Below are 24,912 nucleotides of genomic sequence, written 5' to 3'. Positions count from 1 at the left end.
TCCTGCGGGAACCGCGCCTCCTCGTCCACCGCGGCCGCGAACGGGGCTATCTTCGCCTCGGCCAGCGAACGGATCGCGTCACGGAGCATGTCGTGCTCCTCGGACGGGCGGTACAGGTCGAAGTCAGACATGCGCTCTCCTCAACGGCACTCAGTACCCTCATTTTGCAGCACTGAGTGCCAGATGGGAAAGAGGCTTCGTCTACGGGCGTAGCGACTGACCGAATCAGGCGTTCGATCGACCATCGAGGCACCGTGGCCGGAAACCGCGCCGGGCAGGTCAGGACCCACGAATGACACTGAGTGCTGCATTTTAGGGAACTGAGTGCCAGTTGTTGGTTCGCGTTCACCGTCCGGGGACGACAGTCAAGGGCAGCCGTCCGCGTGCCCAGCGGCCACGGGGCGCGCAGGCCCCTGCGCCGGGAGACGCAGGGGCCTGCCTTCAGCGTGCGACCGGCTATCCTTCGTCGCCACCCCGTCGGCGTACGAACACGGCGACACCGGCGGCCGCGGCGAGGACCGCGGCGACGATCCCGGCCCAGACGCCGGCCGACAGCCCGTCGTCGTCCCGCTCCGCCTCGGCGGCCTGCGGGGACGGCGAGGCGGCGGTTCCCTCCGCGGCGGGCGCCGGTGAGGCGGACGCGCTCGCCGTCGTTTCCGGGGTCGCGGTCGGCGACGGGGCGACCGGCTTCGCTCCCGGCGCCGCCGCCTTGAGCCGGAGGGTCGGCGCCGGGTTCTCCCCGTTCTCGTCCAGCTCGATCCAGCGGTCGGTGCGTCCGTCGGTGTAGGTCTGGAGCGTCTTGAAGGCCAGCTTGCCCGCGTCGGGCAGTTGCCTGACGACGACGGAGTACGCGGCGTCGACGCCGGTCCTCAGGGCGGGGCCCTTGACGGTGTATCCGTCGGCGCTCACGGAGAACTGCCAGCCCTGGGGGCCTTTCCCGTAGGTGACGTCGGCGGGGGCGATGCCCTCGGGCAGGACGACGCGGATCTGCGTGATCCCCGCGGTGTCCGACTCCGACTCGGCGTCGAAGGAGATCTCGACGTTCTCGGCGAGTGCCTGGGCCTTCTCGGACTCCACCTCCACATGGGCGGCGGCCGGGCCGGCGCTCAGCAGGACGGCGCAGGCCGCCGCCGCGGCCGCCAGGGGCAGGTGTCGGGCGGTTCGGTACCGCTTCACGACGCGGAACATGGGTGTCTCCAGGTGTGGGGGCGCGGAGCGGTCGGACGGACCGCCGCCCCGGCAGGGGGTCGGTGGGCGCGAGCGGGCTCCGCCCGGGGAGGCCCCCTGCGCACCACCATGTCGGCGAGCACCGACTCCTCGGGGGGCCGCCGGTCCTGCCGGGCGAACACGGGCGCCGGCGGCCCCGGTTCGGCCGGAACACGGGGGCCGCCGCACAGGGCCCGGGCCGTGGCCGTCCACGCCAGGACCGTCACGGCCGCCGCGTCGAGGCCGCGCGCCAGCGACCAGCACACCGTGTCCGCTCGGTGCAGCAGTACGGCGACCAGTACGGCCGCGACGAGGTGCACCGCCGTCATCGTCGGCGAACTCTGCGGGTGCCCGTGCCACATCCGGTGGGCTCCCGCCGCGTGCCCCATGGGTCCGGTGGGGGCCGCGGGCGGGGCGGGCCGCCCGGGCGCCGTCGTCAGCCAGAGGTGCAGCCCGGCCTGGGCGGCGGCGCAGGCCGTCACGACCGAGGTCAGGGAGCGCGGGCGGCGGGTGCCGGCGAGCCCGACGGCGAAGAGTGCCGCGGCCGCCAGGGCGCCGTGCCGCCAGGGCGCGGGCCCCTCGGTGGCCAGATGGTGCGCGCTCACCCCGAGGGCCGTCCCGACGACCGCGAACACGGCCGCCCGCAGGACGGGCAACGGCGGGCCGTGCGCCGGGGTGCGGGGGCGAAACGTGCGGGGCGTGGTCATCGCCCGCTCATCATGGGGCATCGCCCGCCTCGGCCGCAGTCGGCATCCCCGAAGCGGTCGCCCGTCACACCCGGCGGACGCAACGCCGGGCAGGCGCGCGGCCCCACGGCCGAGCCGCCGATCGTCTCGGCCGGGAGGTCGCTCAGCCGCTCGGCCGTGGTGGTTCCCGCCGGTTCAGTAGGGCAGTCCCTCGGCCGCCGCGCGCAGGGCGGTGCGCAGGGAGGTGTTCAGGCCGTCCTCCGAACGGATCTCCGCGGGCGCCGCCAGGCAGTCCTCCACCGCCGCCCGCAACGCCCCGTTGAACATCGCCGCGTGCACCTTCACCCGCAGACTGTCCGGGCTGCTCCCGGCCCTGCGGGCGAACAGTTCGGCGAAGACCGGCAGCGCGTCGTCGTGGACCTGGAGCCATACGGCGTGCAGTCCCGGATCGGTACGGGTCAGCGAGATCAGCTCCCAGACGGCCTCCGGCGGTGCGAAGGCGTCACCCCATGCGCGGACGTCCTCGAGGTAGTCACGCAGTGACGTGTCCACGGGCCAGGCACGCAGTGCCTCCGCGACGAAGTCCAGGCCCGCGATCAGCAGCGGTCTGACACAGCTCTCCTTGGTCGGGAAGTGCCGCCAGAGGGTCCGGGCCGAGATGCCGACGGCCTGTGCGATCTCCTCCCCCGTGGTGCCCGTGACTCCTTGCTCGGTGAACAGGCGGATGGCCGCGTGCGAAATCTCCACGCGGAGCGCGGACTTGCGGCGCTCGCCGAGCGTCGGTCGTCGCGCGGCCCGATCCGCCGGAGCCGAACGCTCCATGGCCGATACCTCGTGCACTGTCGCTCCCCACCCCAATGCGTCTGGTCGGGGCAGCATAGCCAGAGCCACATCTGACGCTTGCAGACATCTTGTCACTCAGTGACACGTCGTCTTACTCTGCCGATGTGACTCCCGAGTAACTGACTCGTGAGTCACCTCCAGGCGCCCTCGGTGCACCAGACCGGCGGCCCCGGAACTTCACCCCGCAAAGGCTCCTGGCCAGAGCCTCCGTACGCCCGTGCCCGCCGGTGCGCCGCCTCTCGGTCCGAGAGCCAGGGAGAGCGCGAAGAGCGGGCCCGCTGCCCCATCCGCCGGAGCCCGGACGGTCGCCACCCACAGCGACCGTCCGGCGGTCGGCATGCGCGACGCACCATCTCGAACGACTCCCCACCCAGGGCTTCAGGGGCCGCGCGCCCCGAAGTCCGTGTGCCGGCAGGAGCGAGCCGCATGAAGCGATCGATCGGATCTTCCGGACCGGAGGGCGTCTCGATGCAGACGTCCCGTCGGGCCCAGCAGCCCCCCACAGCACCGCCCGCGGGCGAACGGCGGTCGGCCTCCGCCCGCAGCCGTCTGCTGACCACCGCGCTGGTCACCGTGTGCGGCCTGGGCGCCACCGCCCTGCCCGCCGCGGCCCAGCCCGCCGCAGCCGCCGTCGAGGCGACCGCCCCGACCGTCCCGGCCTTCTACACACCGCCCGCCCAACTGCCGGACACCAACGGCGCGTTGATCCGCACCGAGCCGCTGCCCCTGGCACTGAGCCTGCCGGGGGTCGACGGTCCGCTGCCCGGCACGGCGACCCGGCTGATGTACCGGTCGACCGACTCGGCCGGCCGGCCGATGGCCGTGACCGGCGCCTACATCGAGCCGGCCGCCGCCTGGAAGGGCAGCGGTCCCCGGCCGGTCGTGGCCTTCGCCCCCGGCACGATGGGCCAGGGCGACCAGTGCTCCGCCTCCCTGGCCCTGGAACACCCCATCGCCCTGAACGAGGGCTCCGTCTCCGTCGGCTACGAGGCCCTGGCGATCTACCGGATCCTGAGCCGGGGCGTCGCCGTCGCGGTCACCGACTACGCGGGGCTCGGCACCCCCGACCGCGTCCACACCTACGTCAACCGCGTCGACGAGGGCCACGCCCTCCTCGACGTCGCGCGCGCCGCGCGTACGGTGGCCGGCGGGTCCGTCACCGCCGCGTCCCCTGTCGGCCTCTACGGCTACAGCCAGGGCGGGGGCGCCAGTGCCGCGGCCGCCGAACTCCAGCCTTCCTACGCGCCCGACGTCCCCCTGGCCGGCACCTATTCGGGGGCGCCGCCGGCCGATCTGAACGAAGTGATGAAGGGGGTCGACGGCAGTTCCCTCGCAGCCGCCATCGGCTGGTCGGTGAACGGCATGGTGCAGACCGACCCGTCGCTCGGGCCCGTCATCGACGGGCATCTCAACGCGGCGGGCAGGGCGGCGCTGGCCAAGACCTCGACCATGTGCGTCGGCGACGCGCTGCTCACCCTCGGGTCCGTGTCGAGCACGCAGTGGACGACGGACGGCAGTTCGGTCTCGCAGGTGGTCGACAGCGAACCCCGGCTGAAGTCCTTCATCGACGCCCAGCGCATCGGCACGCTCAAGCCCGCGGGTCCGGTGCGTGTGGTCACCGGCGTCAACGACGACATGGTCACCCACGGGCAGGTCCGCAAGCTCGCCGTCGACTGGTGCGGCAAGGGCGCCGACGTCACCTACGTCCCCGTCAACCTGCCGAGCCTCGGGGAGAAGAACATCGTCAACCACTTCGCCCCGCTCCTGACGGACCAGGGCGATGCCATCTCGTGGCTGGTCGACCGGCTCGCCGGCCGGCCCACCCTCTCCAACTGCTGGCTGCTGCCCCTGCTCCCCTGAGCCCCGGTTCAGGTCCAGGGGCCACCGCCGGGCGACCGGCCGCGTCAGGCTCGATCCTGCGCGGCCGGCCGCCCGGTCAGCAGAGCTCCGTCCGGACTACGCGCCCCGGCGAACCCGGGCGGCCTTGCGGGCCTCGGCGAGCTGCCGGGCCTCGGCGGCGCCGCGTCCGCCGCGCCCCGGGCGGGCACCCAGGCCGCGGAAGGGGGCCCCGCCGCGCTGACGCTGCGCCGGGAGCGGCGCGGCCCCGTCGACGGGGACACCGGAGGGGGTCCGGGCCCCGGTGATCCGGCTCAGTTCGGCCTCGCCCGAGCGGACCTGGGTGACCTGGGCCCTGATCCCCGCGTCGGACAGCAGCCGGGCCATGTCCCGGCGCTGGTTGGGCGTGACCAGCGTGACGACGCTGCCCGACTCGCCCGCGCGGGCGGTGCGGCCGCCGCGGTGCAGGTAGTCCTTGTGGTCGGCGGGCGGGTCGACGTTGACCACGAGGTCGAGGTCGTCGACGTGGATGCCGCGCGCCGCCACGTTGGTGGCCACGAGCACCGTCACCTGGCCGTCCTTGAACTGCGCCAGGGTGCGGTTGCGCTGGGGCTGCGACTTGCCGCCGTGCAGGGCCGCGGCCCGCACCCCGCTGCCGCGCAGATGCCTGGTGAACTGGTCGACGGCGTGCTTGGTGTCCAGGAACATGAGCACGCGCCCGTCCCGCGCGGCGATCTCGGTGGCGGTGGCGTACCTGTCGGCGCCGTGCACCTGGAGCACGTGATGTTCCATGGTGGTGACCGCTCCCGCCGCCGGGTCCACCGAGTGGACCACCGGGTCGTGGAGATAGTTCTGGACGAGGTGATCGATGTTGCGGTCCAGGGTGGCCGAGAACAGCATCCGCTGGCCGTCGGGCCGCACTTGGTCGAGCAGCGCGGTCACCTGCGGCATGAAGCCCATGTCGGCCATCTGGTCGGCCTCGTCCAGGACGGTGATGTCCACCCGGTCCAGGCGGCAGGCCCTGCGCTCGACGAGGTCCGTGAGCCGGCCGGGCGTCGCGACGACGACCTCGGCCCCCTCGCGCAGCGCGGCCGTCTGTCGGCCCATCGACAGGCCGCCGACCACGGTGGCCAGGCGCACCTTCACCGACTGTGCGTACGGGGCGAGTTCGTCGGTGACCTGCTGGGCCAGTTCGCGCGTGGGCACCAGGATCAGGGCCAGCGGCCTGCGTGAATCGGCGCGCTGCCCCGCGGTGCGCACGAGCAGCGCCAGGCCGAAGGCGAGTGTCTTGCCCGAGCCGGTGCGTCCGCGCCCCAGGACGTCGCGTCCCGCCAGGGAGTTCGGCAGGGTGGCGGCCTGGATCGGGAACGGCTCGCTCACGCCGCGGTCGGCGAGGGTCCGCTGAACCGCGTCGGGCAGGTCCAGTTCGCCGAAGGTCGCGGCCGGGGGGAGGGCCGGGGCGACGGTGTCCGGAGACCGGAAATCTCCCGGGCGGGTGGCGCTGCGGCGCGCGTAGCCGCTCGAACTGGCTTCAGGACGGACCGAACGGCTCATGCAGAACCTTCCTCGAGGGCACGCATCGAGGAATTCCCGGCAGGACAGAGCCGGACGAATTGCAAGTACGAGCCGGTGTCAAGGCCGCGCTTCGGGGCGGGCCGGATTTTAGGGGCCGGACTTCGGGGCCGGACTTTGCGGTCGAGCTCCCGGGCCGAAGGCGTCCGGCGATTTTCTGCCCGAAAGGTTCCATCCGACAGATTTCCGCAGAATACGGAAACAAAAAGTTGGGCCCCGTCCCAGACGGACGGGCCCCAACTTTCTCAGACGTTTCGACGTCAGGCGGGAGTGATGTTCTCCGCCTGCGGGCCCTTCTGGCCCTGCGTGACGTCGAAGTTCACCTTCTGGCCTTCCTGAAGCTCACGGAAGCCGGAGGTGGCGATGTTCGAGTAGTGGGCGAACACGTCCGGGCCGCCGCCGTCCTGCTCGATGAAGCCGAAGCCCTTTTCCGCGTTGAACCACTTGACGGTGCCAGTAGCCATGTCATCTCCTTCGGGGCTGTGCCCGCGGGCTCACACTTTGCGAGCCCCAGCGTCGCCACAATGAACCCCGTCCGGATCAGCACCGGAAAGACAAAAAACGCCCGGCGGCATACAACCACCAAGGCACTTGAAGTTCGGGAACCACAACTGCAACTAACGTAAGCTTACCACGCTAAACACATCCGTATAGTTTTTCCACCCGTGACCCACACCGCACCGCGTCACACCTCGCCTCCCGCCGTACGGACGCCGTTCAGTCCGACGGATTCGGGCGGGCGAGTCCCAGGTCGTAGGCGAAGATGACGGCCTGGACACGGTCGCGCGCCCCGACCTTCGCCAGGACGCGGCCCACGTACGTCTTCACCGTGGACTCCGACAGGACGAGACGTTCGGCGATCTCCCCGTTGGTCCAGCCCCGGCCGATGGCGACCAGGACCTCGTGCTCGCGTTCGGTCAGGGAACGCACCCGGGGATCGCCCTCGGCGCCCGCGCCCGGCGCGGCCTGCGGCAGATGATGGGCGTAGGCGTCCAGCAGGCGCCGGGTGAGAGCGGGGGCGATCACCGCGTCGCCCGCGGCGACCGCGCGGATCCCGGCCAGCAGTTCCTCCGGGTGGGCGTCCTTCAGCAGGAATCCGCTGGCTCCCGCGCGCAGCGCCGCGTGGGCGTACTCGTCCACGTCGAAGGTCGTCAGGACGAGCACGCGGGAACGGCCTCCGGAGGCGACGATGCGCCGGGTCGCCTCGATGCCGTCCATGCCCGGCATCCGGACGTCCATCAGGATCACGTCCGGGCGGAGCTCGGCGGCCTGGCGTACGGCCTCGCCGCCGTGGGCCGCCTCACCGGCGACCACGGTCTCGGGGGAGCTCTCCAGGAGCATGCGGAAACCGAAGCGCTGCAACGGCTGGTCGTCCACGATGAGCACGGTGGTCATGCCGCACCACCCGTCCCGGACCCGCCCGACGGACCGGCCCCGCCGGTCGGTTCGGACGCCGCCAACCTGTCCGACGGGTCCGCGGGGCCGGGCGGACCGGACGGGTCGGGCGGCCCCGAGGGGTCGGCGGAGCCGGCCGGGGCCGGGAGTCCGGCCAGTGGGGTGAGGTCCAGGGTGGCCCGGACCCTCCATCCGCCGTCCGTCGTGGGGCCCGCGGTGACGGTCCCCCCGTAGAGGGCCGCGCGTTCTCTCATTCCGGCGAGTCCGTGTCCTTCGTCGTGGGGCGTCCGGATCCGGACGGTCGCGTCCCGCGGCCCGGTGTCGTGGACGTCGATCTGCACCAGCGGGTCGGCGACGGTCACCGACACCCGGATCCGGGTGTCGTGGCCCGCGTGTTTGAGGGCGTTGGTGAGGGCTTCCTGGGTGATGCGGTAGACGGCGAGCTGGATGCCGCGGTCCAGGGTGTCCAGCGTGCCCCCGGTCCGGTAGGTGACCTGGGGTCCCGCGGAGCGGATCCGGGCGCACAGGGCGTCGATGTCCGCGAGGCCCGGCTGGGGGCTGAGCCGGGGAGCCTGGCTCTGCTCGCGCAGCACCCCGAGGGTACGACGCAATTCGCCCAGCGCCTGGCGTCCGGTGTCGCCGATGAGCAGCAGGGCCTGCTTGCCGCGTTCCGGGGAGGTGTCGGCCGCGTAGGCGCCGCCGTCGGCGAGCGTGATGATGACGGAGAGGTTGTGGCCGACGATGTCGTGCATCTCGCGGGCCACCCGGGTGCGTTCGGTGGCGACGGCCAGCCGGCTGCGCTGGTCGCGCTCGATCTCCAGCCGGGCCGCGCGGTCGCGCAGCCCGGCGACCTGGGCGCGCCGGATGCGTACGGCCAGCCCCAGCGCGACCGCGGCGACGATGGTGGTGCTCAGCAGGAACAGGCCGTCCAGGACGGACACGTCCGAGCGCATCCGTACGGCGAGCAGCGCCAGGCCGCTCACCGTCACGGCGCAGGCGGTGGGCAGGTGACGAAGCCGCCCGTGCAGCGCGAGGCTGTAGAGCGCGACCAGGACGGCGACGGCGGCGCGCAGCCAGGCTCCCAGTGCGCACTGGACCAGGAAGGCGGTGGCGGTCAGCGTGAAGGCCACGGTCGGCTGTCTGCGGCGCCACAGCAGCGGCAGCACCTGCCCGGCCTGGAGTGCGAGGGTCGCCGTGAGCGACAGGTGGGTGAAGGCCTTGGCAAGCTGGTCGTGCCGTTCGTGGTGGTGCGGCCACAGGTCCGGCACGCACAGCACAGCCACCATCACGAGGACCAGCGCCGTGTCCAGCAGCCACGGCCGGGAGCGGTCCGTGCGCCGCAACCGCCGGCCGACCCGGGACACCCGGCCGACCAGGGGATGGTTCCACACCGGATCCATCCCGGTCAGGGCGGTCGCCCCGGCGGGGACGGCCGCCCCGACCGGAGCGACCGCCCGCCCGGTGATGTCTTCGCTGCTCATGGGGGTCACCCGTTCATCGTGGCGCACGTCGACCGGGCGGAGCGCACCGGCCCGGGGGCCGCGCGCACCGCCCGGTCGCGGCCGCCGGGTCAGGCGTCGGTACGCACCAGACGGTACGCGGCGCCCGCCAGCGCGAGCACGGTCCAGCCGAGGAAGACCAGGCCCCCGGCGACGGGGGCCAGCGTCGTCGCGTCGTGGGTGAGGGCGAACATCGACTCGCCCGCGTTGCTGGGCAGGTACGGGCTGATGTCGTCCTGCCAGGAGGTGGGCAGCAGCGAGACCAGTCCGGGCACCAGCATCAGCGAGGCGACCAGGACGGCGATGCCGCCGGCGACCGAGCGCAGCAGCGCGCCGAGCGCGACGCCGATCACCCCGACGGTGCCGAGGTAGAGACCCGCGCCCAGCAGGCTGCGTACGACTCCCTCGTGCGAGAGCGAGAGGGCCGCGGGCGTGTCGGAGACCAGGCTGCTGCCGACGGGGAACGCGACGAAGACGCCCACGGTGGCCACGACCAGGGCGACCAGGCCGAACACGGCCGCCTTCGACCACAGGACCGGCAGCCGGCGGGGCACCGCGGCGAGCGTGGAGCGGATCATGCCGGTGGAGTACTCGCCGGCGGAGACCAGCACGCCCAGGACGCCCAGGGCCAACTGGGCGAAGTTGGTGCCGAACAGCGAGAGGCTGAGGGCGGTGGCGTTGGCGTCGTCCCGGCGCATGGGTCGCCCCGCGGCGAAGTCGGAGTGGTAGTGCGCGCTCGCGATGACACCGAATCCGACCAGGAACAGCAGGCCGAGGCCCAGGGTGATCCAGGTGGAGCGCAGGGACCAGAGCTTGGCCCACTCCGAGCGAAGGACTCTGCGTCCGGTCACCTTGTACTGCGGTCGGGCCGGCCGGGCGGGTGTGGGCGCGGCCGCGGAGCTCTCGGTCAGGGTCGATGTCGTCATGCCACGCTCCTGGAGGTCTCGACGGTGGTGGTGCCGTGGTACTCGACGGCGTCGCTGGTCAGGTCCATGAACGCCTGCTCCAGCGAGACCGTCCTGGAGCTGAGCTCGAACAGCGGGATGCCGTGCTCGGCGGCCTTGAGGCCGATGGCCCGGGCGGACAGGCCGGTCACCTGGAGTTCCTCCGTGCCGACCGCGCCGGTGATCTCGACGCCCGGTCCGGACAGCACCTCGCGCAGGCGGGCCGCCTGGTCGGAGGCGACGGTGACCGAGTCGCCGCCGGCCCGGCGGATCAGCTCCTGCACCGTGGTGTCGGCCAGCAGACGTCCGCGGCCGACGATGATCAGGTGGTCGGCGACCAGTGCCATCTCGCTCATCAGGTGCGAGGAGACGAAGACGGTACGGCCCTCGGAGGCGAGCTGGGTGAGCAGGTTGCGGATCCACAGCACGCCTTCGGGGTCCAGCCCGTTGACCGGCTCGTCCAGCATGAGGGTGGCCGGGTCGCCCAGCAGGGCCGCGGCGATGCCGAGCCGCTGGCCCATGCCGAGGGAGAAGGCGCCGGCGCGCTTCTTCGCCACCGACTGAAGGCCGGTCAGCTCGACGACCTCCTCCACGCGGCGGCGCGGAATGCCGTGCGTGTGGGCCTGCGCCATCAGGTGGTCGAACGCGGAGCGGCCCGGGTGGATCGACTTCGCCTCCAGCAGGGCGCCGACCTCCTGGAGCGGCGCGCTGTGCTCGGCGTAGTGGCGTCCGTTGACGGTGACGGTGCCGGCGGTCGGCGCGTCCAGTCCGACGATCATGCGCATGGTGGTGGACTTCCCCGCGCCGTTGGGGCCCAGGAAGCCGGTGACCGTGCCCGGCTTCACGACGAAGTCCAGGTGGTCGACCGCCGTCTTCTCCCCGTACCGCTTCGTCAGCTGTTGCGCCTCGATCATCGTCGCTCCCTCGCTCTGGGCCGCGGGACCAGTCCGGTCCTCTCACCTGCAACGCTAGGTGCCGGTCGGCCGCCATCCGTGGTACCGCGGGGGGCAATGGGGCTGGGCGGTGGTACCGCGGTACTACGCCGGCGGGGGCCGTACGACGAGGGGAGCCGGGGTGTCCCGGCAGGACGACGGCGGCCTGCGGACGGCCGGGACACACGGCGGCCCCGCCGGTCGGGTTCGACCGGCGGGGCCGTGTCGGCCGGGGACGGTCGGGCCGTCCCGCCTCCGTGACTACGTGACTACGTGACTACGTGACTACGTGACTACGTGACCAGCGGACCCGGCGGGCGTTCACGCCGTCGGCCTCGAAGTCGTGGACGTACCGGTTGAGCCGCAGTCCGTCGACCGCGCCGACGCACGCGTGGTCGCGGCCCTTGCCGATCGCGACGGAGTGAACGGGGTGATCGAAGTCGCGCTCCGAGTGGGCCGTACGCAGTCGTGGGCGGGTACGCCCGACCGCTCCCCCGTCAAAACCCGGGCGTCACCGGTCGGTCGGCTGCCTCCGGGCGACGTCGCGCGGGTCGCCGCTCTGGTCGGGCACCCGGGCTCCGGGCTCGGGCCGGCGCACGTCGCACCAGTCGATGCGCAGGACGGCCAGGTCGTCCGTGTGGCGGTCGGCGTTGCGGGCGCGGGCCTCGGCGATGAGGTGGTCGAGCTGTTCGCCGGTGCCGTAGGAGCGGGTCTCGCCGAGGATGGCCAGGACGCCCTCGACGCCGAGGCGGGAGTCGTCGCCGCCCGCGTAGCCCTCGATCAGCCCGTCGGTGTACACGATCAGGCTCCCGTCCGGCGGCAACGGCACCGTGGTGGCGGGCCATTCGCCGAGGCCGGGGATGATGCCCAGGGCGATGCCGTGCTTGGACTGGAGGACCTCGGGGCCGCGGGAGGTCACGATCAACGGCTCGTGATGGCCGACGAGATGGAGGGTGAGCAGACCGCGGGCGGGATCCAGGGTGATGAGGGTGCAGGTGGTGAACAGGTCGCTGCCGGTGCGTTCCGCGATGTGCATCCGCTCCAGCAGGTCCAGCAGCTGCGCGCCGCGGTGGCCGCCGAGGGTCAGCGCGCGCCACGCGATGCGCAGGCAGACGCCGAGCGCCGCGGCGTCCGGGCCGTGGCCGCTGACGTCCCCGACGACCGCGTGGACCTGGCCGTCCTCGGTCTGTACGACGTCGAGGAAGTCACCGCCCAGCAGGGCCTGTTCACGGCCGGGGAAGTAGCGGCTGGTGGCCGTCACCGACGGCGAGGCGAGGATCGGCTCGGGCAGCAGACCGCGCTCCAGCCGGGCGTTCTCCTGCGCCCGGAGCCGGCCGACCTGAAGGGCGGCGCTGGCCCGCTCGGACTGCTTGCGCTGCACCGCGTACCGTACGGCCCGCTGGAGCAGTTCGTGGTCGACCTTGCCCTTGACGAGGTAGTCCTGCGCGCCCGCGGCCAGCGCGTCGACCCCGGCGCCCGACTCGGCGAGCCCGGTCAGCACGATCACCGCGGCCTGGGGATCCTCCCGCCGGATCGCCTCGACGCTCTCCAGCCCGGAGATGTCGGGCAGATGCAGGTCCAGCAGTACGCAGTCGAAGCGGCGTCCGGCCAGTTCACGGCGTGCCTCGGCCATCGTCCTGCCGCGCACCAGGGAGTGCGGCAGATCGGTGTCGTACAGCAGCTCCTCGACCAGCAGAGCGTCGCCCTCGTCGTCCTCGACGAGGAGGATGTCGTAGGCCGTCTCGTCCCGTGGGGCCGGTGGTGTCATGACAGCGACTCTCTCGCGAGCGACTCGGACGACTCGGGTGACTCTGAGGAACCGGACGACTCGGGCTCCTGCGCGACGTCGGCACAGGGCAGCGTGAACACGACCCGGGTGCCGGGGCTGTGGTCGGGGTCGATCCCGATCGAACCGTCGTGGAACTCCACGACCTTCTTGCACATGGCCAGGCCGATGCCGGTGCCCGGATAGGCCTCCCGGGTGTGCAGCCGCTGGAAGATGACGAAGACCTTGTCCCGGAACTCCGGGGCGATGCCTATGCCGTTGTCGCCGACGCCGAACTCCCAGACGTCGCCGTCACGTCGCGCGCTGACCCGGATCTCGGGCCGCCGCCCGGGGTCGCGGAACTTCAGGGAGTTCGACAGGAGGTTCTGCCACAGCATGCCCAGTTGGGTCGCGTCGCCGACCACCACGGGCAGCGGATCGAACGTCACCTCGGCGTCCGTCTCCTCGATCGGGATGCTCAACGTGTCCAGGGTGCGCCGCAGGACCTCGTCCAGGTCCACCGTGGCGTGGTCGTTGTGCACGCGCCCCACCCGGGAGAAGGCGAGCAGGTCGTTGATGAGGACCTGCATCCGGTTGGCGCCGTCGACGGCGAAGGCGATGTACTGGTCCGCCCGCTCGTCCAGTTGACCGCCGTAGCGGCGTTGCAGCAGCTGGGTGAAGCTGGACACCTTCCGCAGCGGCTCCTGGAGATCGTGCGAGGCGACGTAGGCGAACTGCTCCAGTTCGGTGTTGGACCGCTTCAGTTCGGCCGTCTGCTCGTCGAGCAGCCGACGCGCCTCCTCGCTGAAGGCGAGTTCGTCCACCAGCCGGGTCCGCATCCCGTCGACGTCGACGGCGAGTTGTCTGATGTCCGCGGGACCGGTGACCGCGATGCGCCGGTCGAAGCGGCCGCGGGCCACGTCCCTGGCTCCGGCGCCCACCTGCTCCAGCGGACGGGTGATGCCCCGCCGCAGCGCCTCGAAGACGAGCGCCGCCACCACGGCGACGACGAAGGCGTCCACGGCGAGCGTCCAGTTGCGCAGGACCGTGGCACGGCGCAGCGCGGCGGCCGCGTTCTGGCGTTCCTGCTGGAGCCGGCTCTGCTGGTCCTTCAGCGCCTTGCGCACCGCGTCGAACTCGGTCTTGCCCTCTTCCGCCCGCTGCGCCGAGAGGGTCAGGGCCGCCGGCGCCGACGAGCCGGACACGGGACGGGCGATCCGCTCCTGCCAGGTGCCCGCGGCCTTGCGGACGGCCGCGAGATCGGCCAGGTCGTCGCCGCCGCGCAGCACCTCCTCCAGCCGCCCCACGGCCTGCCGCTCCGCGGCCACGCCTTCGGTGTACGGGGTGAGGAACTCCCTGCGGCCGGTCAGTCCGTAACCCCGCACCCCGGTCTCCTGGTTGAGCAGCGCCGACTCCAGGCGCACCGCGTTCACCAGGGCGGGGCTGCGGCGGTTGACGAGTTCGTCGGAGATCCTCGACGAGCGGAGCATCGCCCACGCACCCACCGACCCGAGGACCGCCAGCACCAGCAGGGTCGCGGCCACTCCGCGGCGCAACCAGTGCCGGGTGGTCCAGCCGGCCATCGGCCCGTCGGCGGAGGCGGCGTTCTGCACGAGGTGACACTCCTTCAGATCCGACCGATTTCCGAACATCCAGCCGAACCGTGCGTACGGCAGGCACACCTTAGCCTGGCCGGACAACAGTTGTTGTCGACTCTTCGCACCGACAACTAGGCTGACCGTATGCCTGCCCCCGGATTCGTCCCCCACGTGTCCGAACCGGAGTTCGCCGCACAGGTCAGGAAGGCCGTCGACGAGGTCGCCCGCCGGGCGGCGGGACAGCTGTGCGCGGCGGGCCGCGCAGGGGACCCCGTACCCACCGACCGTGTCCGCGCCCTCGCGCACCTGTATGTTCTGGTGACCATGGAGGAGGCGGTACAGCATCTCGAACGCGGCGCGGCCCGAGCGGCCGCCGACGCGGGGGCCGGTTACCCGGAGATCGGCCATGTCTCGAGAATGAGCCGACAGGGTGCCAGGCGCCGGTGGCCCGGACTGGTCACCGACCCGGCCTCCTCCCCTTCCCACCAGCCGACCAGGAGCTCGTAACATGGCAGCCTCTGCCTCCGCCCGTCCCTATGACGTACTGCTGGTCGAAGACGACGTGGCCGACGCGATGCTCATCCAGGACGCCCTGGCCGACCGGGGCGCGCGCAATCTCACCCAGGTCTCCGACGGCGTGCAGGCGCTGGAGTATTTGCGTGACCCGGCCCGTACGCGTCCCGACCTCATCGTCCTGGACCTGAACATGCCGCGTATGAACGGCCGTGAGTTCCTGGCGATCGTCAAGGCGGACGCGGATCTGCGCACCATTCCCGTGGTCGTGCTCACCACGTCGGCGGCGCCCGACGACGTCTCGGGGGCGTACGAGCACCACGCGAACGCCTATGTGACCAAGCCGGTCAACCTCGACGAGTTCGAGGAGGCGGTGCGCAGCATCGACGCCTTCTACCTCGACGTCGCGGTCAAGCCGCGGCCGTAGCCAGGGGCGCGGCCGGGGGCTCGGCACCCGGATCGTCCGTCACCGGCGGCCGGTCGCTCGTCATCGGCCGCCCGTCGGCAGTCGCCGGTCGCCGGTCGCCCGTCGCCGGTCGCCGGTCGCCGGTCGCCGGTCGCCGGTCGCCGGTCGCCGGTCGCCGGTCGCGTGAGATGTTCAGCGGACCAGCCGATGACGTACCGATGACGCCATTGGCGTGACATCCGGCGCGGGGCGCAACCGGACCGGTCACGTGACGCCTCCTGTCCTGCGAGAAGGACCGCACGAGAAGGAGACCCACGTGACCACCACCGCTTTCGAGTCCGGTTCGCCCCGTACCTACGTCGACCCCTACGCCGTCGACCCCGCGGCGCCCGCGACCTGGGCGAGCACCTGGCGTCGGAAGGACGAGGGGGACTACTTCCTGCCGGCGCCGGACCCGGCGCAGCGCCTCGACTTCACGATCGACCCGCGCGACCGGCGGCGCCTGGAGCTCCAGGCGACCCTGACGATGGCGGGTATCGCGCCCCAGCCCGAGGACCGGGAGGCCATCGACCAGCTCAGCGCGCTGCCGGGCAGCGTCAACGCCACCCTCCAGCGCTGGCTGAACCGCACCGGCTGACCGCCACCGGGCGGTACGGTCACGAGATCGGGTTCCGTCCGGGGGCGGGCCGCCCCCGGACAGGAGTCAGCGGCCGTGCCAGACCGGGGAGCGCTTCTGCGCGAACGCGGTGGCGCCCTCACGCGCGTCCTCGGAGGCGAAGACCGGCGCGATGATCCGCTCCTGCTCCTCCCAGCCCTCGGCGAGTGTCCAGTCCGCGCTGGAGCGGGCGATTCGCTTCGTGGCGGCGACCGCCAGCGGTCCGGCCGCCGCCACCCGCGCGGCCAGCTCCAGCGCTCCCTCCAGCGCCTTGCCCTCGGGCACCAGGCGGTTCACCAGCCCGACTTCGACGCCTCGCCGCGCGCTGATCGGATCGCCGGTGAGGAGCATCTCCATGGCGATCGCGTACGGGATACGGCGCGGCAGCAACAGTGCGCCACCGGCGGCCGCCACCAGGGAGCGGGTCACCTCCGGGACGCCGAACCTGGCCGTCTCGGCCGCGACGACCAGGTCGCAGGCCAGCATCAGCTCGAAGCCTCCGGCCAGCGCCCAGCCCTCGACGGCCGCGATCAGCGGCTTCCTCGGTGGGGTGACGGTGATGCCGGCCAGTCCCCGGCCCTCGATCGCCGGGCTCTCGCCCCTGAGGAAGGCCTTGAGGTCCATCCCGGCCGAGAACGTCCCGCCGGCGCCGGTCAGGACGCCGACCCGGAGGTCGTCGGACGCGTCCAGTTCGTCGACGGCGTCCGCGACGGCACGGGCGACGGCCAGGTTCAGGGCGTTCTTCGCCTGCGGCCGGTTGATGGTGATGATCTGCACGCCGTCACGGCGTTCGACCAGGACTTCGTCCGACATGTCGTTCTCCTTGTGGTGCGGTCGTACCGGCTCCGACGGCCGGTCGACGTCGTGTTCAGCCGGTCGGCGGCGCGGAGCGCAGGATGCCGGTCAGGAAGGTGTCGCAGAAGACGTCCGCGATCTCGCGCGGCGGCAGTCCGGCGTCCTTCTTCAGCCACACGTACGAATAGTTGAACATTCCGAGGATTCCCTTGAGCGCCACGGACTCGGGCAGCGGCTTGAAGTCCCCCACGTCGATGCCCGCGTTGAGCGTGCGCTGCCACACCTGCTCGTACTGCTTGCGCAGATCGAGCACCGACTCCATGAGCGGGCCGGTGAGCGCGGTGAAGTCCCGGTAGTGCACGGTCCATTCGAGAACGTGGTCGGCGATGTTCTCCATCAGCGTCCGGGCCAGTTCCCTGAAGCGTTCCTCGGGATCCTCCACGCGCTTCTCGATGTCGAGCGCGATCTCGACCATCACGCGCAGCTGGGAGGCGCTGATCTCGAAGAGCAGGGCTTCCTTGTTCCCGATGTGGTGGTAGAGCGCGCCTCGCTGGAGCCCGACCGCCGCCTCGAGTTGGGCCATCCCGGTGCCGTGGTAGCCGTGTTCGGCGAACAACTCCGCCGCGGCACGCAGAATCCGAGCTTTCTGAGGTGACTTGGGGGCCATTGACCTGCCGTTCTCGAGAAGGATGCCGGGGGAGGAAGAGACTACCGAGGGTCGTCGCACGCGCCCTCGCACATGCCCTCGCACATGCCTTCGCGCGCGTCGGCGCCCTCGCCGTCAGCCCTCTTCCGGCGCGGCGGGCCGGCCGAGATACCCGGGGTTGGCCACGAGCAGCTTGTCCCGCACCGTGCCCACCACGGCTTCCACGACACCGGGGGTCCCGGGTGCCACGGCGCCGGAGCGCAGGGCGGCGGCGAGGTCCTGCTCCGTCGCGAAGCCGAGGCCCGCCAGCCGTTCCCGGTGCCGCCCCGCCACCTCGGCGGAGAGCAGGATCTCCCGGCGGGCGATGCGCAGCGCGGCGGCCGCGACCCTGGCGAGGTAGCGGGCGCCGCCCTGCGCACCGAGCTCACCGCGGACGAGGGTGCGCTCGACCACGGCCAGCAGATGATCGGCGTCCGGTGCGTCGTGGGGCGCGGCGCCGGTGCCGACCGTCTCGGACTCCGCCGCGTCCACGGCGGTGAGTACGTCGTCCGTCTTCTCCGGGTGGGTCAGCCCGAGCGTGAGCAGCAGGTCGAACTCCGCCTCGCACACCCGGCGGCCGATCACCGCGTGTTCGAGCGAGTCCTGTTCGCCCTCCAGGTGCACGGCCGCCTGCTGACGGCAGATCAGCACCCAGCGCAGTGTGCTGTAGACCTCCCACCAGTGCAGCTGCGCGTCGGTCGGGCGCCAGCCCGCCACCTCCTCGTAGCCGTCGAGGAGCTGGGCGCGGGTGCCGAACCCGCCGACCGGCAGTGCCGAACCGAAGCGCCAGGCCTTCACGCACAGCCAGCCGAGGTCCTCGACCGGGTCGCCGCGGTGGACGAGTTCCCAGTCCAGGACGGCCCGGATGCCCTCGGGGCCGACGATGGCGTTGCCGTTGCGCAGGTCTCCGTGCACGACGGTGTCGGCGACGGCGGGCACGGGGTGCTCCTCCAGCCAGCGGATGCCGAGTTCGACCGACGGCCGGGGTGTGTCCCAGCGTTCGGCCAGGGCGCGCAGCGCGGCGATCGGGTCCTGCCGGGCCAGCCCGCCGAGGGTGTCCGGGGACATGGTGTGGATGCGCGCGGCGATGGCGCCGAACTGTGCCGCGAGTGTCTCGCGGGCCGTGGCATAGGCCTCGTCGCGCAGCAGGCGGCGCGGGATCACCTCGCCCGCCACATGGCTCATGACGATGTAGGGGTTGCCGCCGAGCGACGGCCCGCTGTCCACCAGTTCCGGGACCGGCACCCCGGCCGCCGCGGCGGCGGCCATGACCCTGGCCTCCAGGTCCATCGTGGCGGCGCCTGCCGGGCCCGACAGGTCGCGCCGAAGGACGAGGTCGCGGGGGCCGTCCGCGGTCTCGGCGGTGAAGCGCATGGTCTGCCGGCTGGCGCCGCCGGGCAGGGTGCTGGGGACGGTGGCCGTCACCGGCGCGCCCCACACGACGCTCAGGCGCGCCTCGATCTCCTCCTGGTCCGTCACCGATTCCCGGTCCGTCACCGATTCCCGGTCCGTCACCGAGCCCTGGTCAGTCATCGAGGCCGTCCTCCAGCCAGGGAGCGCGGGTGGGGTCGGCCAGCAGTCGTCGCGCGACGACCATCCGGTGGACCTCGTCCGGGCCGTCGTAGATCCGGGCGAAACGCGCCTCCCGGTACATGCCCTCCAGGGGTGTGTCGTCGGTGACGCCGAGGGCTCCGTGGACCTGGATCGCCCGGTCGATGACGTTGTGCAGCATCTGCGCCGCCCAGAACTTGACCATGCTGATCTGAATGCGGGCCTGTCCGTCCCGGTCGAACTGCTTCGCCGCGTCCAGGACCATCAGCCGGGCCGCGTGGATCTCGGCCGCGGACTCCGCGACGTAGCGCTGGATCTCGCCCTTCTGCGAGAGCAGCGAGCCGTGCGCGTAGCGCGTGTTGGCACGGTCGACCATGAGCTCGAAGGCACGCTGTGCCTGGCCGAGCCAGCGCATGCAGTGGAAGATCCGGCCGGGGCCGAGGCGGGTCTGGCCGACGGCGAATCCGCCGCCGCGCTCGCCGAGGAGGTTCTCGTAGGGGACGCGGACCCCGGTGAGGCGGATCTCGCAGTGGTCGCCGCCGGTCGACCCCATGGTCTTGAGCACGCGGACGACCTCGAAGCCGGGGGTGCCGGTGGGCACGACGATCGCGGACAGGGCCCGGTGGGCCTTGGCGTCGTCCGGTTCGGTGCGGGCGTAGACCGTGGTGAACGCGGCGGTGGAGCCGCCGGTGGTGAACCACTTGTGCGCGTCGACGACCCACTCGTCGCCGTCGAGCCGGGCGGTGGCCTGGATGAGTGTCGGGTCGGATCCGGCGACCTCGGGCTCGGTCATGCCGGTGCTCGGGGTGATGTCCCCGGCCACCAGCGGAACCAGCCAGCGCCGCTTCTGCTCCTCGCTGCCGAAGCGGTGCAGCATGATCGCGTCCTGCATCGACAGGGTGCCCGCGGCGAGCTGTCCGTACTTGGAGCGGCCGATGATCTCGTTGACGAGGGCGAACTCGTAGAACGGGAGGCCGCCGCCGCCGATCTCGGCGGGGTGGCCCAGCGCCCACAGACCCTGCTTCTTGGCGCTCGCCTGGAGGCGCTTCAGCGCGTCGGCGGCGGTGTCGCCGCCCGCGTCCAGGGCCCGTTCGGCGGGGATGACCTCACCGTCGACGAACTCCCGCATGATGGCGCGAAGTTGTGATCCTGACATACTCATGGGCTTCATTCCTGACAGCAGCGGACGGGCGGGAGGGAGCGTGGGTCACTTCGGGGGAAGGCGGACTCCCCCGTCGATCCGGATCACTTCGCCGTTGATGTAGCTGTTGGACAGCAGCTCCCAGGCGAGGCTCGCGAACTCCTCGGCCCGGCCGAGCCGGCGCGGGAAGACGACGTCCTTGGCGAGCCTGTCCTTGAACTCGGCCGGGTTCGGGACCGTGTCGTAGATCGGGGTCTCGATCAGTCCGGGCGCGATGGTGTTCACCCGGACGCCGACGACACCGAGGTCTCGGGCGAGCGGCAGGGTGAGTCCGACGACACCGCCCTTGGAGGCGCTGTAGGCGACCTGGCCGATCTGGCCGTCGAACGCGGCGACCGAGGTGGTGTTGACGATCGAGCCGCGCGCGCCGTCGGCGTCGGGCTCGTTGTGGGACATCGCGGTCGCGGCGAGGCGGACGACGTTGAAGGTGCCGATCAGGTTGACCTCGACGACCTTGCGGAACGCGTCGAGGTCGTGGGCCGAGCCGTACGTGCCGTCCCTGCCGACGGTACGGGCGAGGCTCGGGATGCCCGCGCAGTTGACGACGACGCGCAGCGGCGCGTCCGCCACGGCGGCGTCGACGGCGGCGACGACCTGCTCGGGGTCGGTGACGTTCGCGGCCATGAACCGGCCGCCGATCTCCTTGGCGACCCGGTTCCCGCCCACCTCGTCGAGGTCGAGGACGGTCACCTTGAGGCCCCTGGCCGCGAGGAGGCGGCTGGTGGCCTCTCCGAGGCCGGAGCCGCCGCCGGTGACGATCGCCGAGCTGCCTGCCAGTTCCATCGTTGACTCCTTGGTCCGTATGAGATTCGAGGTGCGAGGTTCGAGGTGCGAGGTGCGGCCGGGACTGTGCCGGGCCGGTGTCCGGTCAGCTCTTGCGTACGAACGCGGCGATCGCCGCCTGTGCCTCGGGGGAGGCGATCACCGCGACCTGGTTGGCGATCTCGGCTTCGAGCGCCTCGGCGAGCGTGGTGTGCCAGGCGTCGTTCAGCAGTGACTTGGTGCCGGCCAGGGCGGTGGGCGACAGTCGGCGGAGCCGGTCGGTGAGGGCGTCCACCTCGGCGGCCAGGTCCTCCGGCAGTACGACGGCAGTGATCATTCCCCAGTCCAGCGCGGTGGCGGCGTCCAACGAGTCCCCGAGGAAGGCCAGTTGACGCGCCCTGCGCTCCCCCACCAGCCGGGGCAGCAGCCAGCTGCCGCCGCTGTCCAGGGACAGTCCGCGCCGGATGAACAGCTGGAGGAAGCGGGACCGGTCGGCGGCGATCACGAAGTCGCAGGCCAGTGCGAGGTTGACGCCCGCGCCCGCGGCGATTCCGTCGACCATCGCGATCGTCGGGAACGGCGCCTCGTGCAGGGCGAGGACACAACGGTTGGAGACCCTGATCCGGTCGGGCAGGGCGTCCAGGTCGTCGAGCAGGCCCTCGACGTCCGACCCGCCGCAGAACGCCCCCTCGGCTCCGGTGACCACCACCGCGCGGGTGGCGGGGTCGGCCGACAGCTCGGTGAGCAGCGCCTCCAGCGCGCTCCACATGGTGTCGGTCATGGCGTTGAGCTTGCCGGGCCGGTTCAGGGTGATCGTGGCGACGCCGTCCCGGGTCACGCAGTCGACGCTCATCGGCGGGACCGCTTCCCGGGTGTGTCGATGGACCGGCCGATGATCTCCTTCATGATCTCGTTGGTCCCGGCGTAGATGGTCTGCACCCGTGCGTCCAGGAACGCCCTGGCGACCGGGTACTCCTCCATGAAGCCGTAGCCGCCGTGCAGTTGGAGGCAGCGGTTGACCACGTCCTGCTGGAGTTCGGTGGTCCACCACTTGGCCTTGGCGGCGTCCTCGGCGTCGACGTCCCCGCTCAGGTGCCGGCGGACCAGGTGGTCCACGTACACCTGGGCGACCTCGGTCGCGGTGAGCATCTCGGCCAGCTCGAACTTGGTGTTCTGGAAGGAGGACAGCCGCTGTCCGAAGGCCTCGCGCTCCCGACAGTAGTCGATCGTCAGGTCCAGGACGGCGCGGGCGCCGGTGATCGCCGAGACGGACAGCGCCAGGCGCTCCTGGGCCAGGTTCGCCATCAGGGTGGCGAAGCCCGTCCCCGGCTCGCCGAGCAGGTTCGCGGCCGGCACCCGGGCGTCGTCGAAGAACAGCTCCGCGGTGTCCTGGCTCTTGAGCCCGATCTTGCGCAGATGACGTCCGCGGGTGAAGCCGGGGGTGCCCTCCTCCACCACGATCAGGCTGATGCCGCGGTGGCGCTCGGCGGGGTCGGTCTTGACGGCCACCACGACCAGGTCGGCGTTGAGGCCGTTGGTGACGAACGTCTTCGCCCCGTTCAGGACGTAGTGGTCGCCGTCGCGGACCGCGGTGGTGCGGATGGCCGCCAGGTCCGACCCCGTGCCGGGCTCCGTCATGGAGATCGCGCCCATGGTCTCGCCGGTGACGAAGCCGGGCAGCCAGCGGGCCCGCTGCTCCTCGGTGGCCGTGCCGAGCAGATAGGGCAGCACGATGTCGTTGTGGAGGGTGATGCACATGCCCGAGCCGACCACGTTGGCCCGTTGCAGCTCCTCCGAGATGATCACATTGAAGCGGAAGTCGTCCACTCCGAGGCCGCCGTACTCCTCCGGTACGGCCATGCCCAGGAAGCCCTGGGCTCCTGCGGCCAGGAACATCGACCTGTCGACGCGGCCGGCCGCCTCCCACTTCTCGTGGTGCGGAACGATCTCGGTGCGCACGAAGGTCCGGAAGCTCTGCCGGAAGTCCTCGTGGGTGTCGTCGAACAGGTCACGCCGTACAGCCATCGCGCACCTCCCCTCTGGTCTCGTCTGTGGTCATCGGGCGGTCCAGCCGCCGTCGACGGCGATGGTCTGCCCGGTGATGTACGTGCCGCCCGGGCCGGCGAGGAGCAGCAGTGCCCCGTCGAGTTCCCCGGGCCGTCCCGGACGGCCCATCGGGGTGTTGCGCGCGATCCACCGGCTCGCCGACTCGTCGGCGAGCATCTCGGCGGTCAGCTCGCTGGGGAAGAAGCCCGGGGCGATCGCGTTGACGCGTACGCCGTGGCGGGCCCATTCGGCGGCCAGATGCCGGGTGAGGCTGATCACCGCGCCCTTGGCCGCGCCGTAGGCGGACTGGGTGACGGGCGCCGAGGCCACCATGCCGAGGATGGAGGCGATATTGACGATCGCCCCGCCGTCGCGCTCGGCCATGCTCCGCGCGGCGAGCACGCTGAGCCGGAAGAGAGCGGTCACGTCGATGTCGAGGGTCTTGCTGAAGGAGTCGACGGGCTGCTCGAACGCGGGCAGCGCGTCGGCCCAACCGGCGTTGTTGACCAGGATGTCCACCCCGCCGAGGTCCTCGGCGCGGGCGACGAGGCCCGCGCGGTCCGTCTCGTCGGTGACGTCGCAGCGGTGCGGCACGATCCGCTCGTGCCCGGCGGCGAGCTCCGCCAGGAGCTCCGTGCGGCGGGCGGCCGCGACGACGGTCGCGCCGGCGTCGGCCAGCGTGAGCGCGAACTGCCGCCCGAGTCCGGACGAGGCGCCGGTCACCACCGCGATCTTGCCGTCGAGGTCGATGACGTGGGCCATCGGGCTCACGGCAGCCGCTCGATGACGGTGGCGTTGGCCATGCCGCCGCCTTCGCACATCGTCTGGAGGCCGAACCGGCCGCCGGAGCGCTCCAGTTCGTGGAGCAGGGTGACCATCAGCTTGGCGCCGGAGGCACCCAGCGGGTGGCCGAGGGAGATACCGCCGCCGTTGACGTTGACCTTGGCCGGGTCGGCGCCGAGCTCGCGCTGCCAGGCCAGGACGACGGAGGCGAACGCCTCGTTGACCTCGAAGAGGTCGATGTCCGCCATGCTCATGCCTGCCCGGTCCAGGACCCGGCGGGTGGCCGGGATCGGTCCGGTGAGCATCTCCACCGGGTCCGAGCCGACGACCGCCATGTGGCGGATCACCGCGCGGGGACGCAGTCCGAGCTCCCGCGCCTTGTCCGCGCTCATGATCAGCAGGGCGGCGGCGCCGTCGACGATCTGCGAGGAGTTGCCCGCGGTCACCCGGCCCTCGGGGACGAACGACGGCTTGAGGCCGGCCAGCGCCTCGGGCGAGGTGGCCCGGATGCACTCGTCGGCGCCCAGGGTGCCGCCGGGCTCGCTGACCTCGCCGGTCTCCCGGTCGCGCACCTTGCGCCGCACCGGGACGATCTCTCGGTCGAACCGGCCCTCGTCCCGCGCGGCGGCGGCCCGCCGCTGGCTCAGCAGACCGTAGGCGTCGAGCTCCTCGCGGGTCAGCTCCCAGCGGTCGGCGACCATCTCGGAGGAGAGGCCCTGCGGGCCGAGGCCGCTGACCCCGTAGGCCTCGCGGTCGGCGTAGCGCTGCTGTGCCGCCTCGCCGTAGACGGCGCTGATGTCCCCGCCGGGGGCGTTGGAGAACATCGGCACCGTGGACATGGCCTCGATGCCGGCCGCGACGACCACGTCGCACACCCCGGACATGACGGCCTGGGCGGCGAAGTGCACGGCCTGCTGGGAGGAGCCGCACTGCCGGTCGATGGTGGTGGCCGGCACGGTCTCGGGCCAGCCCGCCGCCAGGACGGCGGTGCGTCCGACGTTGGTGCTCTGCGGTCCTGCCTGGGTGACACAGCCCATGAACACGTCGTCGACGAGGGCGGGGTCGATGCCGCTGCGTTCCTGGAGGGCGATCAGGGTCTGGGCGACGAGCTCGGCCGGGTGCCAGCCGGACAGGGAGCCGTGGCGCTTGCCCGAGGCGGTCCGGACCGCCTCGACGATGACTGCTTCGGGCATGGAGAACCTCTTGGTGTGGGGCCGGGGCGCGGGGCGCCGCGGCCGG

The 24,912-nt window shown here is 72.1% G+C and carries 25 protein-coding genes; 4 read left to right on the top strand and 21 right to left on the bottom strand.

Annotated features, from left to right (window positions below; genetic code table 11):
• The 4 genes from FNH09_RS18980 to FNH09_RS18965 form a co-directional block, all read right to left on the bottom strand.
• A partial coding sequence (locus tag FNH09_RS18980) for an acyl-CoA dehydrogenase family protein (RefSeq protein WP_162468779.1) occupies positions 1 to 131 on the bottom strand: 131 nt, incomplete at its 3' end.
• A 325-nt stretch (positions 132 to 456) separates the two neighbouring features.
• Positions 457 to 1,188, bottom strand: coding sequence for a DUF1775 domain-containing protein (locus FNH09_RS18975; protein WP_152889455.1), 732 nt, complete (start codon positions 1,186 to 1,188; stop codon positions 457 to 459).
• Positions 1,173 to 1,913, bottom strand: a complete 741-nt coding sequence (locus tag FNH09_RS18970; protein ID WP_238426779.1) for a hypothetical protein — start codon at positions 1,911 to 1,913, stop codon at positions 1,173 to 1,175. The genes FNH09_RS18975 and FNH09_RS18970 overlap by 16 nt, the downstream gene beginning before the upstream one ends.
• Positions 1,914 to 2,087: 174 nt before the next feature.
• A complete protein-coding gene (locus tag FNH09_RS18965) occupies positions 2,088 to 2,714 on the bottom strand; it encodes a TetR/AcrR family transcriptional regulator (RefSeq protein ID WP_152889452.1) in 627 nt (208 codons plus the stop codon).
• A 489-nt stretch (positions 2,715 to 3,203) separates the two neighbouring features.
• Between FNH09_RS18965 and FNH09_RS18960 the strand changes: the two genes are divergently transcribed.
• Positions 3,204 to 4,595: a lipase family protein gene (locus tag FNH09_RS18960; RefSeq protein WP_152889471.1), complete on the top strand. Its 1,392-nt coding sequence runs from the start codon at positions 3,204 to 3,206 to the stop codon at positions 4,593 to 4,595.
• A gap of 96 nt (positions 4,596 to 4,691) precedes the next feature.
• Here FNH09_RS18960 and FNH09_RS18955 read toward each other — a convergent pair whose 3' ends face one another.
• From FNH09_RS18955 to FNH09_RS18920, 8 genes are all read right to left on the bottom strand, one after another.
• The gene (locus FNH09_RS18955; RefSeq protein ID WP_152889450.1) at positions 4,692 to 6,125 is read right to left on the bottom strand and encodes a DEAD/DEAH box helicase; all 1,434 of its coding nucleotides are present in this window, start codon (positions 6,123 to 6,125) and stop codon (positions 4,692 to 4,694) included.
• 278 nt (positions 6,126 to 6,403) lie between these two features.
• On the bottom strand, positions 6,404 to 6,607 hold the full coding sequence (locus FNH09_RS18950) for a cold-shock protein (RefSeq protein ID WP_152889447.1): 204 nt from the start codon (positions 6,605 to 6,607) through the stop codon (positions 6,404 to 6,406).
• Positions 6,608 to 6,860: 253 nt separating this feature from the next.
• Entirely contained in the window at positions 6,861 to 7,538 is a 678-nt protein-coding gene (locus FNH09_RS18945) for a response regulator (protein ID WP_152889445.1), read from the bottom strand.
• Entirely contained in the window at positions 7,535 to 8,938 is a 1,404-nt protein-coding gene (locus tag FNH09_RS18940) for a sensor histidine kinase (RefSeq protein WP_152889469.1), read from the bottom strand. Before FNH09_RS18940 ends, FNH09_RS18945 begins: the two co-directional genes overlap by 4 nt.
• 170 nt (positions 8,939 to 9,108) lie before the next feature.
• Positions 9,109 to 9,963 (bottom strand): ABC transporter permease, encoded by an 855-nt coding sequence (locus FNH09_RS18935; RefSeq protein ID WP_152889443.1) that lies wholly within the window; start codon positions 9,961 to 9,963, stop codon positions 9,109 to 9,111.
• Positions 9,960 to 10,895, bottom strand: coding sequence for an ABC transporter ATP-binding protein (locus FNH09_RS18930; protein ID WP_152889441.1), 936 nt, complete (start codon positions 10,893 to 10,895; stop codon positions 9,960 to 9,962). Before FNH09_RS18930 ends, FNH09_RS18935 begins: the two co-directional genes overlap by 4 nt.
• A 529-nt stretch (positions 10,896 to 11,424) precedes the next feature.
• Positions 11,425 to 12,681, bottom strand: coding sequence for a PP2C family protein-serine/threonine phosphatase (locus FNH09_RS18925; RefSeq protein WP_152889439.1), 1,257 nt, complete (start codon positions 12,679 to 12,681; stop codon positions 11,425 to 11,427).
• Positions 12,678 to 14,261 (bottom strand): sensor histidine kinase, encoded by a 1,584-nt coding sequence (locus FNH09_RS18920; protein ID WP_152889467.1) that lies wholly within the window; start codon positions 14,259 to 14,261, stop codon positions 12,678 to 12,680. Before FNH09_RS18920 ends, FNH09_RS18925 begins: the two co-directional genes overlap by 4 nt.
• Before the next feature lie 159 nt (positions 14,262 to 14,420).
• On the opposite strand from FNH09_RS18920, the gene FNH09_RS18915 reads away from it, so the two are divergent.
• From FNH09_RS18915 to FNH09_RS18900, 3 genes are all read left to right on the top strand, one after another.
• A complete protein-coding gene (locus FNH09_RS18915) occupies positions 14,421 to 14,783 on the top strand; it encodes a hypothetical protein (protein ID WP_152889436.1) in 363 nt (120 codons plus the stop codon).
• A 1-nt stretch (position 14,784) separates the two neighbouring features.
• The gene (locus FNH09_RS18910) at positions 14,785 to 15,216 is read left to right on the top strand and encodes a response regulator (protein WP_152889434.1); all 432 of its coding nucleotides are present in this window, start codon (positions 14,785 to 14,787) and stop codon (positions 15,214 to 15,216) included.
• 295 nt (positions 15,217 to 15,511) lie between these two features.
• The gene (locus tag FNH09_RS18900; RefSeq protein WP_338017611.1) at positions 15,512 to 15,832 is read left to right on the top strand and encodes a hypothetical protein; all 321 of its coding nucleotides are present in this window, start codon (positions 15,512 to 15,514) and stop codon (positions 15,830 to 15,832) included.
• A gap of 66 nt (positions 15,833 to 15,898) precedes the next feature.
• Here FNH09_RS18900 and FNH09_RS18895 read toward each other — a convergent pair whose 3' ends face one another.
• The 9 genes from FNH09_RS18895 to FNH09_RS18855 all read right to left on the bottom strand — a co-directional run bounded on the left by FNH09_RS18895 (position 15,899) and on the right by FNH09_RS18855 (position 24,866).
• The gene (locus tag FNH09_RS18895; RefSeq protein WP_152889432.1) at positions 15,899 to 16,663 is read right to left on the bottom strand and encodes a crotonase/enoyl-CoA hydratase family protein; all 765 of its coding nucleotides are present in this window, start codon (positions 16,661 to 16,663) and stop codon (positions 15,899 to 15,901) included.
• Positions 16,664 to 16,718: 55 nt separating this feature from the next.
• The gene (locus tag FNH09_RS18890) at positions 16,719 to 17,312 is read right to left on the bottom strand and encodes a TetR/AcrR family transcriptional regulator (RefSeq protein ID WP_152889430.1); all 594 of its coding nucleotides are present in this window, start codon (positions 17,310 to 17,312) and stop codon (positions 16,719 to 16,721) included.
• Positions 17,313 to 17,426: 114 nt separating this feature from the next.
• On the bottom strand, positions 17,427 to 18,863 hold the full coding sequence (locus tag FNH09_RS18885; RefSeq protein ID WP_152889428.1) for a phosphotransferase family protein: 1,437 nt from the start codon (positions 18,861 to 18,863) through the stop codon (positions 17,427 to 17,429).
• Positions 18,856 to 20,043, bottom strand: coding sequence for an acyl-CoA dehydrogenase family protein (locus FNH09_RS18880; protein ID WP_152889426.1), 1,188 nt, complete (start codon positions 20,041 to 20,043; stop codon positions 18,856 to 18,858). Before FNH09_RS18880 ends, FNH09_RS18885 begins: the two co-directional genes overlap by 8 nt.
• Before the next feature lie 45 nt (positions 20,044 to 20,088).
• Positions 20,089 to 20,865 (bottom strand): SDR family oxidoreductase, encoded by a 777-nt coding sequence (locus tag FNH09_RS18875; protein ID WP_152889424.1) that lies wholly within the window; start codon positions 20,863 to 20,865, stop codon positions 20,089 to 20,091.
• Between the two features lie 85 nt (positions 20,866 to 20,950).
• Positions 20,951 to 21,697 (bottom strand): enoyl-CoA hydratase/isomerase family protein, encoded by a 747-nt coding sequence (locus tag FNH09_RS18870; RefSeq protein ID WP_152889422.1) that lies wholly within the window; start codon positions 21,695 to 21,697, stop codon positions 20,951 to 20,953.
• Positions 21,694 to 22,869 carry an acyl-CoA dehydrogenase family protein gene (locus FNH09_RS18865; protein ID WP_152889420.1) on the bottom strand — a complete coding sequence of 392 codons (1,176 nt, stop codon included), beginning with the start codon at positions 22,867 to 22,869 and terminating at the stop codon, positions 21,694 to 21,696. The genes FNH09_RS18870 and FNH09_RS18865 overlap by 4 nt, the downstream gene beginning before the upstream one ends.
• A 30-nt stretch (positions 22,870 to 22,899) precedes the next feature.
• Positions 22,900 to 23,652 carry an SDR family NAD(P)-dependent oxidoreductase gene (locus FNH09_RS18860; RefSeq protein WP_152889418.1) on the bottom strand — a complete coding sequence of 251 codons (753 nt, stop codon included), beginning with the start codon at positions 23,650 to 23,652 and terminating at the stop codon, positions 22,900 to 22,902.
• Positions 23,653 to 23,657: 5 nt separating this feature from the next.
• Positions 23,658 to 24,866: a thiolase family protein gene (locus FNH09_RS18855; RefSeq protein ID WP_152889415.1), complete on the bottom strand. Its 1,209-nt coding sequence runs from the start codon at positions 24,864 to 24,866 to the stop codon at positions 23,658 to 23,660.
• Positions 24,867 to 24,912 lie beyond the last annotated feature (46 nt).

Source organism: Streptomyces adustus (genome assembly GCF_009377175.1).
In the GTDB taxonomy this organism is placed as follows: domain Bacteria; phylum Actinomycetota; class Actinomycetes; order Streptomycetales; family Streptomycetaceae; genus Streptomyces; species Streptomyces adustus.
The sequence above is the reverse complement of the archived record's forward strand: the minus strand, read 5'-3'. Positions and strand labels throughout refer to the sequence as shown.

What these genes read in the sequence shown, in the direction of transcription:
- FNH09_RS18880 (WP_152889426.1), bottom strand. Translation starts at nt 20,043, where the DNA reads ATGAGTATGTCAGGATCACAACTTCGCGCCATCATGCGGGAGTTCGTC.
- FNH09_RS18855 (WP_152889415.1), bottom strand. Translation starts at nt 24,866, where the DNA reads ATGCCCGAAGCAGTCATCGTCGAGGCGGTCCGGACCGCCTCGGGCAAG.
- FNH09_RS18940 (WP_152889469.1), bottom strand. Translation starts at nt 8,938, where the DNA reads ATGGATCCGGTGTGGAACCATCCCCTGGTCGGCCGGGTGTCCCGGGTC.
- FNH09_RS18910 (WP_152889434.1), top strand. Translation starts at nt 14,785, where the DNA reads ATGGCAGCCTCTGCCTCCGCCCGTCCCTATGACGTACTGCTGGTCGAA.
- FNH09_RS18920 (WP_152889467.1), bottom strand. Translation starts at nt 14,261, where the DNA reads ATGGCCGGCTGGACCACCCGGCACTGGTTGCGCCGCGGAGTGGCCGCG.
- FNH09_RS18895 (WP_152889432.1), bottom strand. Translation starts at nt 16,663, where the DNA reads ATGTCGGACGAAGTCCTGGTCGAACGCCGTGACGGCGTGCAGATCATC.
- FNH09_RS18970 (WP_238426779.1), bottom strand. Translation starts at nt 1,913, where the DNA reads ATGACCACGCCCCGCACGTTTCGCCCCCGCACCCCGGCGCACGGCCCG.
- FNH09_RS18865 (WP_152889420.1), bottom strand. Translation starts at nt 22,869, where the DNA reads ATGGCTGTACGGCGTGACCTGTTCGACGACACCCACGAGGACTTCCGG.
- FNH09_RS18965 (WP_152889452.1), bottom strand. Translation starts at nt 2,714, where the DNA reads ATGGAGCGTTCGGCTCCGGCGGATCGGGCCGCGCGACGACCGACGCTC.
- FNH09_RS18860 (WP_152889418.1), bottom strand. Translation starts at nt 23,652, where the DNA reads ATGGCCCACGTCATCGACCTCGACGGCAAGATCGCGGTGGTGACCGGC.
- FNH09_RS18870 (WP_152889422.1), bottom strand. Translation starts at nt 21,697, where the DNA reads ATGAGCGTCGACTGCGTGACCCGGGACGGCGTCGCCACGATCACCCTG.
- FNH09_RS18950 (WP_152889447.1), bottom strand. Translation starts at nt 6,607, where the DNA reads ATGGCTACTGGCACCGTCAAGTGGTTCAACGCGGAAAAGGGCTTCGGC.
- FNH09_RS18885 (WP_152889428.1), bottom strand. Translation starts at nt 18,863, where the DNA reads ATGACTGACCAGGGCTCGGTGACGGACCGGGAATCGGTGACGGACCGG.
- FNH09_RS18930 (WP_152889441.1), bottom strand. Translation starts at nt 10,895, where the DNA reads ATGATCGAGGCGCAACAGCTGACGAAGCGGTACGGGGAGAAGACGGCG.
- FNH09_RS18975 (WP_152889455.1), bottom strand. Translation starts at nt 1,188, where the DNA reads ATGTTCCGCGTCGTGAAGCGGTACCGAACCGCCCGACACCTGCCCCTG.
- FNH09_RS18915 (WP_152889436.1), top strand. Translation starts at nt 14,421, where the DNA reads ATGCCTGCCCCCGGATTCGTCCCCCACGTGTCCGAACCGGAGTTCGCC.
- FNH09_RS18945 (WP_152889445.1), bottom strand. Translation starts at nt 7,538, where the DNA reads ATGACCACCGTGCTCATCGTGGACGACCAGCCGTTGCAGCGCTTCGGT.
- FNH09_RS18955 (WP_152889450.1), bottom strand. Translation starts at nt 6,125, where the DNA reads ATGAGCCGTTCGGTCCGTCCTGAAGCCAGTTCGAGCGGCTACGCGCGC.
- FNH09_RS18935 (WP_152889443.1), bottom strand. Translation starts at nt 9,963, where the DNA reads ATGACGACATCGACCCTGACCGAGAGCTCCGCGGCCGCGCCCACACCC.
- FNH09_RS18960 (WP_152889471.1), top strand. Translation starts at nt 3,204, where the DNA reads ATGCAGACGTCCCGTCGGGCCCAGCAGCCCCCCACAGCACCGCCCGCG.
- FNH09_RS18875 (WP_152889424.1), bottom strand. Translation starts at nt 20,865, where the DNA reads ATGGAACTGGCAGGCAGCTCGGCGATCGTCACCGGCGGCGGCTCCGGC.
- FNH09_RS18925 (WP_152889439.1), bottom strand. Translation starts at nt 12,681, where the DNA reads ATGACACCACCGGCCCCACGGGACGAGACGGCCTACGACATCCTCCTC.
- FNH09_RS18890 (WP_152889430.1), bottom strand. Translation starts at nt 17,312, where the DNA reads ATGGCCCCCAAGTCACCTCAGAAAGCTCGGATTCTGCGTGCCGCGGCG.